Source organism: Stenotrophomonas sp. MYb57, from assembly GCF_002966815.1.
Taxonomy (GTDB): Bacteria; Pseudomonadota; Gammaproteobacteria; order Xanthomonadales; family Xanthomonadaceae; genus Stenotrophomonas; species Stenotrophomonas indicatrix.
This window is the reverse complement of record NZ_CP023271.1, coordinates 2,059,771-2,072,651: the sequence shown is the minus strand read 5'-3', so window position 1 is coordinate 2,072,651 and position 12,881 is coordinate 2,059,771. Positions and strand designations below refer to the sequence as shown.

The 12,881-nt window shown below is 65.7% G+C and carries 13 protein-coding genes; 6 read left to right on the top strand and 7 right to left on the bottom strand.

Annotated features, from left to right (window positions below):
* Positions 1 to 26 precede the first annotated feature (26 nt).
* The gene (locus CLM74_RS09615; protein WP_105163932.1) at positions 27 to 2,603 is read right to left on the bottom strand and encodes a TonB-dependent receptor; all 2,577 of its coding nucleotides are present in this window, start codon (positions 2,601 to 2,603) and stop codon (positions 27 to 29) included.
* A gap of 315 nt (positions 2,604 to 2,918) precedes the next feature.
* On the opposite strand from CLM74_RS09615, the gene CLM74_RS09610 reads away from it, so the two are divergent.
* Positions 2,919 to 3,920 (top strand): helix-turn-helix domain-containing protein, encoded by a 1,002-nt coding sequence (locus CLM74_RS09610; RefSeq protein ID WP_105163931.1) that lies wholly within the window; start codon positions 2,919 to 2,921, stop codon positions 3,918 to 3,920.
* An 11-nt stretch (positions 3,921 to 3,931) separates the two neighbouring features.
* Here the strand turns inward: CLM74_RS09610 and CLM74_RS09605 are convergent, their stop codons facing one another.
* The 4 genes from CLM74_RS09605 to CLM74_RS09590 form a co-directional block, all read right to left on the bottom strand.
* Entirely contained in the window at positions 3,932 to 4,327 is a 396-nt protein-coding gene (locus CLM74_RS09605; RefSeq protein WP_033830936.1) for a hypothetical protein, read from the bottom strand.
* A gap of 81 nt (positions 4,328 to 4,408) precedes the next feature.
* Entirely contained in the window at positions 4,409 to 4,900 is a 492-nt protein-coding gene (locus CLM74_RS09600; RefSeq protein WP_105163930.1) for a hypothetical protein, read from the bottom strand.
* Positions 4,901 to 4,990: 90 nt separating this feature from the next.
* Positions 4,991 to 5,578 carry a TetR/AcrR family transcriptional regulator gene (locus CLM74_RS09595; RefSeq protein ID WP_105163929.1) on the bottom strand — a complete coding sequence of 196 codons (588 nt, stop codon included), beginning with the start codon at positions 5,576 to 5,578 and terminating at the stop codon, positions 4,991 to 4,993.
* 120 nt (positions 5,579 to 5,698) lie between these two features.
* Positions 5,699 to 6,652: an AraC family transcriptional regulator gene (locus CLM74_RS09590; protein ID WP_199776088.1), complete on the bottom strand. Its 954-nt coding sequence runs from the start codon at positions 6,650 to 6,652 to the stop codon at positions 5,699 to 5,701.
* 101 nt (positions 6,653 to 6,753) lie between these two features.
* Here CLM74_RS09590 and CLM74_RS09585 point away from each other — a divergent pair, with 101 nt between their 5' ends.
* Positions 6,754 to 7,593, top strand: a complete 840-nt coding sequence (locus CLM74_RS09585) for an oxidoreductase (protein WP_105163928.1) — start codon at positions 6,754 to 6,756, stop codon at positions 7,591 to 7,593.
* 96 nt (positions 7,594 to 7,689) lie between these two features.
* On the opposite strand, the gene CLM74_RS09580 is transcribed toward CLM74_RS09585, so the two are convergent.
* Together CLM74_RS09580 and CLM74_RS09575 are read right to left on the bottom strand one after the other, a co-directional pair.
* On the bottom strand, positions 7,690 to 9,459 hold the full coding sequence (locus CLM74_RS09580; protein WP_105163927.1) for an oleate hydratase: 1,770 nt from the start codon (positions 9,457 to 9,459) through the stop codon (positions 7,690 to 7,692).
* Between the two features lie 120 nt (positions 9,460 to 9,579).
* Positions 9,580 to 10,674 (bottom strand): NAD(P)/FAD-dependent oxidoreductase, encoded by a 1,095-nt coding sequence (locus CLM74_RS09575; RefSeq protein WP_158684130.1) that lies wholly within the window; start codon positions 10,672 to 10,674, stop codon positions 9,580 to 9,582.
* Between the two features lie 82 nt (positions 10,675 to 10,756).
* Between CLM74_RS09575 and CLM74_RS09570 the strand changes: the two genes are divergently transcribed.
* The 4 genes from CLM74_RS09570 (at position 10,757) to CLM74_RS09555 (ending at position 12,864) form a co-directional block, all read left to right on the top strand.
* Positions 10,757 to 11,212, top strand: a complete 456-nt coding sequence (locus CLM74_RS09570; RefSeq protein WP_105163926.1) for a MarR family winged helix-turn-helix transcriptional regulator — start codon at positions 10,757 to 10,759, stop codon at positions 11,210 to 11,212.
* Positions 11,213 to 11,623: 411 nt separating this feature from the next.
* Positions 11,624 to 12,079 carry an SRPBCC domain-containing protein gene (locus tag CLM74_RS09565; RefSeq protein ID WP_099842344.1) on the top strand — a complete coding sequence of 152 codons (456 nt, stop codon included), beginning with the start codon at positions 11,624 to 11,626 and terminating at the stop codon, positions 12,077 to 12,079.
* A 9-nt stretch (positions 12,080 to 12,088) separates the two neighbouring features.
* Positions 12,089 to 12,403, top strand: a complete 315-nt coding sequence (locus tag CLM74_RS09560; RefSeq protein ID WP_025874950.1) for a metalloregulator ArsR/SmtB family transcription factor — start codon at positions 12,089 to 12,091, stop codon at positions 12,401 to 12,403.
* Positions 12,404 to 12,405: 2 nt separating this feature from the next.
* Positions 12,406 to 12,864 carry an SRPBCC family protein gene (locus CLM74_RS09555; RefSeq protein WP_033830924.1) on the top strand — a complete coding sequence of 153 codons (459 nt, stop codon included), beginning with the start codon at positions 12,406 to 12,408 and terminating at the stop codon, positions 12,862 to 12,864.
* The last annotated feature ends 17 nt before the right edge of the window (positions 12,865 to 12,881 follow it).

Below are 12,881 nucleotides of genomic sequence, written 5' to 3'. Positions count from 1 at the left end.
ATGCCCGGCGACGTTTCACATGAACCTCAGAACCGGTAATTGACGCGCCCGTACCAGAACGTCCCGACGTTGCTCAGCACATCACCGCTGTCCCAGGTGGTCTCGATGCTGGCCACATCGGTGGCGCTGCGTGCGTACGCAGGCACCTTGCGGGTGCGCTTGTCGAACACGTTGTTGATGCCCAGCGCCGCGCTCCAACCGGCACCCAGCTCGACGCCACCGGACAGGTTGGTCACCAGCACCGGCGGCTGCTTGTACTCCACGCCGTTGTTCAGGCGCTTGATCGGGCCGTAGTAGGTGAAGTCCACGTTCGAACGCCAGCGCCCGTTCTGCCAACCCAGCCCCGCCACCTGCGTGTACGACGGCGTACGGAAGCGCAGCGCGTACTCGCTCGACTTGGTCAGCAGGTTGATGTTCGGCAGCCCCTGCAACGCCTGCGGAATCGCACTCACTTTCTGGATGGTGGTGCGGCCCACGTTGGCCGCGTAGCTCCAGCGCAGCTTGCCCCACTGCGTTTCCTGGTTGGCTTCCAGGGTCAGCTCCACGCCGCGCGTGCGGGTGTCGCCCACGTTGGTGAAGTAGCTGGCGTAGAACGCATCACCGGGCAGGATGCTGATGCCGGCGGTGCCCAGCAGCGCGTCGATGGTGTTCTTCTGCGCGGCGGTCAGCACGGTGCCACTGTTGTCGGTCACCCGCGCCGGGTCCTGCGCGTTGTAGCCGATCTGGCTGGACTGGCCCAGCTGGCCACGGATGTCGATCTGGTACGCATCTACCGCCAGGTGGAATGCCGGGCTCGGGTCCCAGGTCACGCCGAGGCTGTAGTTGGTGGCCTTCTCCGGCTTCAGCGGCGTAGCGCCCAGCGCCACTGCTGCCGGCGAAGCGACCTGCGCCACCAGCGTGGTACCGCACGGGCAGCTGCCGGTGGCTTGGTAGAACTGCGCGCCCAGGCTCGGCGCGTGGAAGCCATTGCTGACCGTGGCACGTACGCCCAGCGCATCGGTGAAGTCGAAGCGCGTGGTCAACCGACCGGTCGACACCGTGCCGAAGTCCGAGTGGTCTTCCCAGCGCGCGGCGGCGTCCAGGTACCAGCGCGACGTGATGTTGGTCGCTGCACCGGCGTACACCGCCTTGCTGTTGCGGGTGGCCTTCACCGCATCGGCGGTGGAATAGCCGACGAAGGCAGCCGCACCAAAACCGGTGTACGACTCCCACTGCCCTGCCCCGCGTTCGTATTGTTCGTGCTGGTACTCGGCACCGGCACTCACTTCCAGTGGCGATGCGAAGGCCGCCACCTCGAAGCCGCGACGCAGATCAAGGTTGGCGATGCCCTGCTGGTAATCCAGCTTGCCGTCATAGAAGTCGGTCGGCGAGCCGGGGTACGGCAGCGAGTAGTTCACCGAATTGCGGGTGTAGGTGCGCACCGTGTTGCGGTTGCCGGTCAGGCTGAAGTCGTAGTCCCACCCCGCAACCTGGCCCTTCACCCCAGCCGTGCCGGTGTACTGCTTCTCCTTGGTTTCCAGCACCGGCAGGAAGCCATCGGGAAACACGCTCAGCACGCCCGGCGCCTTGTAGGTGGTGAAGATCGTTGCCGGCAGGCGGAAGTTCTGGATCGCCTGCGCGGTGCGGTCGCTGGCGGTCGCATTGGCGTAGAACTGGGCGTTCTCGCCCAGCCCATGACCCACGTTCACCGCGAAGGCCTTCAGCGCATACGACGGCGAGCTGAGGATGATGTTTGCCTCGGCATCGCGCCCGGCCTCGGCCGGGTTCGGCGTCGCTCCAGCCGGCAAGCGGTTGTTTGGACGCAGCGCCACCAGGTTGCCGTTGCCATCCACGGCGGGATAACTCAGGTAGCCGTCGATGTAGCGTCGCGTGCGGATCGCATGGTGCTGGCGCGTGCTCTCGCCTGACAGGTTGATGAAGCCATCCTCGCCCCACGGCAGGCCGATGTTGGCGCGCACGCTGGTGCGGCTGCCATCGCCATCGGTGCTCTGCCCGCTCTCCACCGACACATCGCCACCGTGCGCCTGCGATTTCAGGATCACGTTGATCACTCCGGTGATCGCGTCCGAACCATAGATGGCCGAAGCACCATCACGCAGCACCTCCACATGGTCGATGGCCGACACCGGAATCAGCGCCAGATCGGCCCAGGCATGGCCGGGGTAGCCGCCACCATTGGCGCCACTGACATACGCGCTGGCGTTGCGGCGCTTGCCGTTCACCAGCACCAGCGTGTAACCCGGCGACAGGTTGCGCAGCTGGTAACCGCGGATCAGGCTTTCCTGGTCGCTCTGGTAACCGCCGATCTGGCTGAGCGATGGCAGGCTGCGCTGCAGCGCTTCCAGCAGGTTGGCCTGGCCGGTCGCGGCCAGGTCCTCGGCGGAGATCACGTCGATCGGTGTCGAGCTGTTCTTCACCGTGCGCGTGCTGGTGCGTGAACCGGTCACCACCACCGCATCCAGCGTGGACGCGGCAAGGTTCGCAGAAGTGGCAGTAGTCGCCGACGGTGCATCGGCCTCAGCCGCATACGCCGGGGCAGCGGCAAGAGTGGCGGAAATCAGCAGGGAGAGCGTGGACAGCGCAGGAATGTGGGCAGCAGGCATGGGGGCTCGTGGGGGTGGGCCGGAGACACGCCTCCATTCAAGAGCCCACGCCCAACACGTAACAGCGGATATCGCGTCATGTGACCGTCACATCGCGCCAGCCACATGACCGCTGGTAATGACCTTACGCAGCCTGCACACACCGGGTCGGATCCCTTTCCAAAGGAAAGGGCTCTGACCCCATACACGCGAATCCGCAGGGTCAGAGCCCTTCCTGCGGAAAGGATCTGACCCCGGCCTCCATATACCCTGCTGGCATCACCTCATGCCCGCGCACCACTCAGCGGCACGTGCCTGCGTCGGTAGCATCAAGCCATGCCCACCCTGTCTGCCGATCCGACCGCGCCCACCGTCGCCATCGTGGCCTGCCACGGCCAGGGCCTGTTCGAATTCGGCTGCGCGGTCGGCCTGTTCGCACCCATCCGCCCTGAACTGGGCGTGGCCTGGTACCGCACCCAGCTCTGCGCTGGCGAGCCCGGTGCACTGCGCATGCTCGGCAGTGCGCAGGTGCAGCTGCCCTACGATCTGAGCGCCGTCGACGACGCCGACATCATCGTCATTCCCGGTTGGCGCGAACCCAGCGAGCGCCCACCGCAGGCGTTGCTTGATGCCCTCACCCGCGCCCATGCGCGCGGCGCACGCATCACGTCCATCTGCTCCGGTGCATTCGTGCTCGCCTGGGCCGGTTTGCTCGATGGTCGCCAAGCCACCACCCACTGGCGCCTCACCGAAGCGCTGGCGCGCGAGTTCCCGCGCATCCACGTGCGCGACGATGTGCTGTACGTGGACGCCGGCAGCATCATCACCTCGGCCGGCTCGGCCACCGGCATGGACATGATGCTGCACATGGTGCGCAAGGATTACGGTGCGCGCGTGGCCAATCTGGTGGCCGAACGGCTGGTGCTGGCACCCTGGCGCGATGCCGAACGCAGCCAGCGGGTCAGCCGCGCAATCCCGCTGGGCGAGCCCACGCGGCTGGCGAAACTGATGGAATGGATGCGCCGCAACCTGCGCGAGCCGCATTCGCTGGGCAGCCTGGCCGAACAGGCCGCACTCAGCCAGCGCACCCTGCAGCGGCAGTTCCTGGAAGCCACCGGCCTGTCGCCCATCGATTGGCTCATCCGCGAACGCGTGGCCTACGCACGCGAACTGCTGGAAACCACCGACCGTCCGCTGCAATGGGTGGCCGAACAGGCCGGGTTCGGATCGCAGGAATCGTTCCGCCGGCACTTCCGCGGCATGGTCGACGCCAGCCCCATCGAATACCGCAACCAGCACCGCAGTGGCCTCAGCGCCGACCGGCTGGTGGGTTGCTGAGCGCCGCCCGGTTATTCAGGCCACAGACGTACATCGCGTGTGCCGACCGGGAGCATGCCCCTCGGCTTGCAGAACACCAAGTCCCGCCCGACGCAGTTGTCGCGCGTGAAAATAGCGACGCCGCCCTCGCTGCCGAACACCGCATAGTGCGACGTCAACTGGCAGACCAGGGTGTGCTCCGCGTCAGGGTGATGCCGCCAGAACGGACTTTCCGCGTAGTAGGGAAACAAATGGAGCTGCGCGTTGGCATACCCGCGCTGGATGGAATAGTCAGCAAACCCGGAGTGCTCAACCTCCACACTCCGAAGCGCTTCGCCAAGCTGCTTCATCGCAGCCGCTGCGTCCTGCGCTGGCGGCATTCCTTCGAACAATTCCAAGGCCAACTTTAGTCGTTCGCTCTTTCTCATCACCTGATCCGTGGATAAGCAGCTTCCCTGGACAGGATTGTAGAGCGTTGCCGCGATGGGCACAGCGTCTGTTCGACCGCATCAGAGTCGTGTCCGCGCGCGAATCCGCCAGCACTGCGCCACGAATCCGATCGCAAACACCGCCGCGCACCCCAGCAACGTCTGCAGGATCACCGGCGCCAGTGGCGCGGCCGCGATCGGGTGGGCCACCGGCAACCGTGTCAGCGTTTCATTCACACCCGGCACCAACGACAACAGGAAGCTGAAAGACAGCGCGAATGTCGACAGATAGGGCGCCAACCGCCCCAGGAACCGCAGCCGCGTCGCCAGCACTCCGCCGAATGCAATCAGCAGAATCACCACACCAAACGCATGGCCAGGATTGAGGCCCCCGGTGCTGGAGACGGTGAACGAGGTCACCACCGACAGCACCAACCCCAGTAGATAGAGCTTGCCTGCGCGCGTAGCCGGATCAATGGCCCGATGCCGGATGAAACCGTACAGGCCAGCGGCGATGGGAACCAGGCTGATCGCGGTGTGCACGATGCCCAAGGAAGAAAGCGGATGACTCATGGCGACCTCTGCTGGAGTTTTTAACCTACTAGTAGGTAGGCTCAGTGGACAAAAAGAAGGCCCGCTCCACGCAGGCCTTCGTCGAAACATTCAGACCGCCGGCACCAGCCGGGCAATCGACAACCGTGCCAGCGTCGCGAACGTCGCCGCATCACCAAACCCACGCGCGGCCAGCATCGCGCCGTGCACCGAGGCCATGAACGCCTTGGCCTCATCGGCAGGCGTGCCCTGCAGCCTCAGCTGCCCCTGCGCCGCCCCCTTTTCCAGCGTGATCGTCAGCCAGCCGCTCAGATCCTCGAAATGCCCGCGCACTTCCTCGGCAATCTCGTCGGGGATGATCGGCGCTTCGGCCGCCAGCATCGCGCAGATGCAGAACGACGAGGTGCCACCGGCAATGCAGCTGGACCAGTAATCCACGTAGGCGTTGAGCGCCAACAAAGGATCGCCCAGCTGCCGGTCCAGCAGCGCCAGGCCTTCCCGTGCCTCCGCCCGGTACAGCTCCACCACCGTCCGCACCAGATCCGCCTTGCTGGGGAAATGGTGGTGGATGCTGGCCTTGCTGATGTTCACCCGCGCGGACACGTCGGCATAGCTGAAACCGTTGTAGCCTCCGGCTTCCAGCAGCGAACGGGCGTGGGCCAGGATCTCGTGGGCCTTGGGGGACAGTGACTCTTTCATGGGTGCAAACCTACTAGTAGGTAGGCGCCCTGTCAACCGACTCGTCCGCCGGGCATGGCCCGGCGCTACCTGACACGGGCTTCTCTGGTAGCGCCTGGCCATGCCCGGCGAGCCCAGCGGTCAGTGCGAAGACACATACAGCGCATCGGCCGGCGCCGGCGGCAGCGCAAAACTTCGCCGCATGCGCGCCACCTCGGCCGCCGGCGGCAACCCGAACAAGCGCTTGAACTCTCGGTTGAACTGCGACGGGCTGGCGTACCCCACCGCCAACGACGCCGCCTCGGCCGTCATGCCCTGCCGCAGCATCAGCAGCCGCGCCTGGTGCAGCCGCGTGGACTTCACGTACTGCATCGGCGAGGTACCGGTAATGCTGCGGAAGTGATCATGGAACGTGGCCACGCTCATCTCCGCCTGCGCTGCCAGCGCATCCACATCCAACGCCGTCGAATAGGCCGCGTGGATATGCCGCAGCACCCTGCCGATGCGGCCGAAGCGCCCGCGCATCGCCAGCGCCTCGCGCAGCGCCCCACCCTGTGCGCCGGTCAGCACCCGGAAATACAGCTCGCGCACGAGCGAGGGCCCCAGCACGTCGGCCTCCAATGGATCGGCCAGCGCTTCCAGTAATCGCAGCACCGTGGCCTGCATCGCAGGCTGCATCGGGCTGGACATCATGCTTCTTGCCGGCGCTTCGGTGCTGGCAGTGCGCTCGCCCAGTTCCATCAGCAGATCTGCGGCCAGCTGCAGATCCAGATGCAGGTAGATCGCCAGCAGCGGCGCCTCGGCCGTGGCCTCGGTTTCCATGGTGAAGGGCACCGGCACCGACACCGCCAGGTAGTGCTGCGCGTCGTACTGGTAGACCCGCCCGCCCAGATAGCCACGCTTCACGCCCTGGCAGACGATCACGATGCCGGGGTCGTACAGCACCGGCGTGCGCGCCAAGGGACGGTTGGAGCGCAGCAGCCGCACCCCAGGCACCGCCGTCAGCGTGTAGCCCTCGTCCACGGCCAGCGCCTGCAGCAGGCCGACCATGCGCGCCTGTGCGGGATGTTGCAGCGGATCATCGGTCAATTGCATCGGGCGCCTCATAGGAATAGGCAAGAACGACCGAATCTTAGGCCTGGGCTGCCCCGCACTCAACCACTAACGTGCAAGACCCCAGCCACGAGCCCTCGCCCATGACCGTATCCCGCCTCCTCCTCATCACCGGCGTCAGCAGCGGTTTCGGCCGCGCCCTGGCCCAGCAGGCGCTACTGGCCGGCCATCGCGTGGTCGGCACCGTGCGCAGCGAATCGGCCCGCCAGCAATTCGAGGCACTCGCCCCCGGCCGCGCCTTCGGCCGCCTGCTGGACGTCACCGACGCTGCGGCCATCGATGCACTGGTGGCCACCGTCGAAGCCGACATCGGCGCCATCGACGTGCTGGTCAACAACGCCGGCTACGGCCACGAAGGCATCCTCGAAGAATCCACGCTGGACGAACTGCGCCATCAGTTCGAAGTGAACGTGTTCGGTCCCGCCGCGCTGATCAAAGCCGTGCTGCCGCACATGCGCGCGCGCCGCCGCGGCCACATCCTCAACATCACCTCCATGGGCGGCTTCATCACCTTGCCGGGCATCGCCTGGTACTGCGGCAGCAAGTTTGCGCTGGAAGGCATCAGCGAGGTGCTGGGCAAGGAAGTGGCGCCGTTCGGCATCCATGTGACCGCGATCGCACCGGGCTCGTTCCGCACCGATTGGGCCGGCCGTTCGATGGTGCGGGCCTCGCGCAGCATCGGCGACTACGACGCCCTGTTCGACCCGATCCGCAGCGCACGCGAGGAAAAGAGCGGCCATCAGCTGGGCGACCCGATCAAGGCCGCGCAGGCCATGCTGCAGGTGATCGACACCCCCAACCCACCCACGCATCTGCTGTTGGGCAGCGACGCCCTGCACCTGGTACGCGGCAAGCTGGCCGCCATGACAGAACGCATCAATGCCTGGGAGAACCTCAGCCGCTCCACCGACAACGCGCTGTAGTTCCAGACGGTAGCGCCGGGCCATGCCCGGCGAGCGAAGCGGCCACTGCAGCGCGAGACGCCGGGCATGGCCCGGCGCTACCTACGCCCCGCTCGCTCAATCGTCCTGCACCAGCCCGAACTCGCGCAGCAGCCCGCCAATCTGGGTCTTGTCCAGCTTGTTCATCAGCAGGTTGCGCAGGAACGCCGGCCCCGGAATGTCCAGTTCCTTGCCATCGCGCAAGCGGCCGGTCGCGGCCAGCAGCGTGCGCACGTCGTAGGTCGAATTGAACACCTCCGGCACGCCGCGCTCGATGCCCAGCAGCGTGTACACCGCTTCCATCGGCGTGCGCACCGAATACTCGGTGGTGAAGATGCAGTCGCGCTGCTTCGATTCGGCGAACTGGCCGATGAAGGCGAAGTTCACCGCGCCCTCCGGCACCACGTCCGGGCGGTCACCGGCCTGGCGCGGCATGAAGAACGCGGTGATGTACGGCATCATCACCGGCACCGTCTTCGCCCCGGTCGCCGCCAGTTCGTCGATCTCCTCCATCGGCACACCCAGGTGGTACAGCCACTCGCGGGTGATCTCCTCGCCCGTGCAGTCCTGCATCGGCTTGTTCACGTAATCGCCCGGCGTATCCACGAACAGCGAATACACCCACACCACGATCTGGTCCTTCGGCTGGTTCTTGAAGTGCGGCTGGCGGTTCACCGTCCAGCTCATCAGCCAGCGCGAGTCGCGCACGCTCACGATGCCGCCGGTCACCACCCTGCCGCTGAACGGATCGCGCTTGGCAATCTTCTCGATGTACGCCGGAATGCGCGCGTCCAACGTGGTTACCGTCGCCGATTCCCACTTGGTTTCCGGTATATGCGCGCCGAATACATCCGGGCGCCCGAACGCCGCATCCTTGGCCGCGATGCGTCGCCACAGGTCCCACGCCGGTGCCGGGCCTTCATTCAAGCGCGCAGCGGTGTGGTGATCGCCGTTGTCGGAATTCTCGGTCAGCGAGCCGATCGTCATGAACACCAGATCGTCCACGCCCAGGTCCACGCCACCGGCCTGTCCATCCTGCATCCAGTGGATGCGCGTGGCCTGCTTGCGGCCCTCCTGCAGGTCGAAGTCAACATCGGTCACTTCAGTGCCGTACTGGAACCGCACGCCGCGCTCCTGCAGCCACTTCACCAGCGGCAGCACCAGCGATTCGTACTGGTTGTACTTGGTGAACTTCAGCGCCGAGAAATCCGGCAGCCCGCCGATATGGTGGATGAAACGATGCAGGTACAGCTTCATCTCCAGCGCCGAATGCCACTCCTCGAACGCGAACATCGTGCGCCAGTACAGCCAGAAATTGCTGTCGAGGAAATCACGGCCAAGCACTTCGTTGATGCGCTTGTTCTCCATCTCCTGCCGGGTGGCCAGGAACAGCGCGATCACGTCCTTCTGCGCCTGCTCGCTCAGGGTGAACAAGCCATCGGTATGCGCATCTTCGCCGCGATTGATCGTGGCACGCTGCAGCGAATAGTTCGGGTCGTCCTTGTTCAACCAGTAGAACTCGTCCAGCACACTGGCATCGTCGATTTCCAACGACGGAATCGAGCGGAACAGATCCCACAGGCACTCGAAGTGGTCTTCCATCTCGCGGCCGCCGCGGATCACGAAACCCTTCTCCGGCACCTTCAGGCCATCCAGCGCACCACCGGCAATCTGCTGCTGTTCCAGGATGGTGATGCGCTCGCCGGGCATGCGCCCATCGCGCACCAGGAACGCCGCACCGGCCAGCGAGGCCAGGCCCGAACCCACGAACCAGGCCGTCTTGTTGTCCACGCCCGCCGGCTTGCGCGGGCGCGCGAAGGCCTCGTAGTTGCCACTGCTGTAGTACATGCGCGTCTCCTTCCTGGATGGGGTAGCCCCCACTCTAGCGCCGAACCGATGTACCGCATCCTGCAGAACGGCTGCGACGCAGTGACGCAGGTGCTTGCTGTCCCCGCGTTTTCAGCGGCCTCAACCGCCGTCAGCCGGCGCCTCGGTAGTGAACCAGCGCTGGAACCCGTCGATGGCGTCCGGCATCAGCGCGCTGGCGCGCTCACACACAATGGACTCGGCGTGGCGAATGGCACTCACTGCATCCGCCTGCGCACACAACGCCATCGCCACATCCGACGCGTCCAGCATCGCGAGGTTCACGCCCACGCCCACCGGCGGCATCAGATGGGCAGCATCGCCGATCAGAGTCACGCCGTTGCGCGGTGTCCAACGGAAATCCGCCGGCAGGCTGTAGATCGGCCGCCGCACGAAGTCGGTGCACGCCTCCAGCAGCCGCCGCAGGTTCGGTGCCCAGCCGGTGTAGCTGCCTGTCACCAGCGCGCGCATGCCTTGCTGCGCGAGCTGCGCATCAAGCCAATCAGAAGGCCGCTTCAGCGCCGCATACACGCAGAATCGATCGCCGCTGTTGCGCTGAACGAACAGCCCTTCCTCGCCGCCAAAGCAGAACAGGCTGCCCTGCCCCACCATGCCCGCGATATCCGCCGCAGGCTGCGCGATCCATCCTTCAAAGAACGTAATGCCGGTCGGCAGCGGCTGGCACGCACTCAACGCAGCGCGGACTTTCGACCACGCACCATCGGCACCAATCACGATGTCCGCCTCGGCCTGCACGCCATTGGCGAAGCTCAGGCTGTGGCGGCCGGCATCTGCAGGTTCCATCTCGCTCAAGCAATGGCCCCACTGCACCGCGTCGGCCGGCAACGCATCCAGCAGCAGCTGGCGCAGGTCGCCACGGTCGATCTCCGGCTTGTCCATGCTTCCCTCCGGCCCGAACCCACCTGCGGTAATCGCCCCGGACCACGGATCCCCCACCCGCGCCTCCTGGCCTTCATGGCGCGCCACCGCCCGGAACGCCTCCAGCAGACCAGCCCGCTGCAGCGCTACCTGGCCGGAGTCCTCGTGCAGGTCCAGCGTGCCGCCCTGGGTGCGCTGCTGCCCGGACGACTCGCCCTCGTACACGCTCACGCGATGGCCGCCGCGATGCAGGATGAGCGCCGCGGTCAGGCCGGCGGGGCCTCCACCGATGATGGCGATACGCGGAGGGTGCGGCATGAGGCGGCCTGTTAGTCGGTTGATATATCAACCGTAGAACGCCCGGGTTGACACGTCAACCAACCACGGGCAACGTGAGCGCATGACCCCACCCACCATCACCCCTGACGAGTGGGCCGCTTGGCGCGGCTTCCGGCGCATGGCCGAGATCACCTCCGGCCGCATCGTCCACGACATCTCCCGCAGCACCGGGCTTTCCAGTGCCGACTTTGTCGTGCTGATGGAACTGAGCAAGGCCAAGGATCGCTGCCGCCGCCAGCGCGAACTGCTGGACTACCTGGAATGGGACAAAACCCGGCTCTCGCACCAGCTCACCCGCATGGCCGGCCGTGGCCTGATCGAGCGTGACACCGACAGTGACAACGTGGTGGTGATCCGCATGACCGCAGAAGGTCGCACCCAGCTGAGCGCAGCACGGCCGGTACACGTCGCCAGCGTGCGCGGGAATTTCCTCGACCACCTCTCAGCCGATGACCTGGCCGCGCTGCAGCAGATCACCGACAAACTGCATGCAGCACTACAGGACGCAGAGAACTGAGACGCCGCCAATCGCCCGCGCGACCTGGTAGTGCCGGCCGCTGGCCGGCAGCTGCAATCACCCAACTCACCCAGGCTGCCGGCCAGCGGCCGGCACTACCCCCACCGACAATCCACGCCGCTACATTGACCGGTAGTGCCGGCCGCTGGCCGGCAACTGCAATCACCCAACCCCGCCCAGGCTGCCGGCCAGCGGCCGGCACCACCCAGGCCGACAATTCACGCCGCTGCATCGACCGGTAGTGCCGGCCGCTGGCCGGCAACTGCCATCACCCAACTCCCCCAAGCTGCCGGCCAGCGGCCGGCACTACCCCGGTTGAAAATCCACGTCCGCGCAGTTGACATGCAGGCATTTGCCTGCCTATTGTGATCCCACGGACGGCACCCCGCCGCCCACCGTGGAGCCGCAGTCATGGTGGATATCGCACACAGAGTCGGCATCAAGGCCCCATCAGCCCAGGTTTACCAGGCCCTGGCCACCCCCGAAGGCATCGCCGCCTGGTGGGCCGAGGACACCACCGGCGACCGCCACCCCGGCGGCACCGTCACCGCCCGCTTCACCGCCAACGGCCAGGAAATCGGCGCCATGCAGATGAAGCTGCTGCAGCTGCAGCCAAGCGAGCGGGTGCTCTGGGAATTCATCGACGGCCCACCGGAATGGATCGGCACCACCGCGCGTTTCGCCCTGCACCAGGACGGCGACTACTGCATCGTGCTGTTCAGCCATGAAGGCTGGAAGGAGCGCGTGGAGTTCATGCACCACTGCAGCACCAAGTGGGCCATCTTCCTGATGAGCCTGAAATCCCTGCTGGAAACCGGGCGCGGTCAGCCCAGCCCGCACGACGTCAAGATCGACAACTGGAATTGAAGGCACCCCATGGATGCAGACAAGGTGTTCAAGGCACTGGCCGACCCCACGCGCCGCACGCTGCTGGACCTGCTCTGCAAAGACAACGGCCAGACCCTCAGCCAGCTCTGCGAGCATTTAGACATGGCCCGGCAATCGGTCACCCAGCACCTGGGCCTGCTGGAAGACGCCAACCTGATCAGCACCGTCAGGCGTGGCCGCGAGAAGCTGCACTTCATCAACCCGGTGCCGCTGCACGAAGTCTATACGCGCTGGGTAAGCAAGTTCGAGCAGCAGCGCCTGAGCCTGCTGCATGACCTCAAACAGGAACTGGAAGGACAATAACGATGAGCGCTGAATCCACCCGTTTCATCCATGTGATCTATATCGCCTCCACGCCGCAGAAGGTGTTCGAGGCCATCACCCGGCCGGAGATCGCCCGCACCTATTGGGGCCATGAAAACGTATCGGACTGGAAACCCGGCTCGCGCTGGCAGCACGTGCGCGCCAACGACGAGCGCAAGGTCGAACTGGTGGGCGAAGTGGTGGAAAACACCCCACCCTCGCGGCTGGTGATCACCTGGGCCGCCGCCTCGCAGGCGGACAACCCGAAGGCCTACAGCCGGGTGACGTTCGAGATCGTGCCGTATGAGGACATGGTCAAGCTGACGGTGACCCATGACGAGCTGGAACCGGGCAGCGGCATGGATACCGGCATCCGCCAGGGCTGGCCGATCGTGCTGTCGAGCCTGAAATCGCTTCTGGAAACCGGCAAAGGCCTGGACGTATTCGCCAAGCCACAGTAGTGCCAGCCCATGGCTGG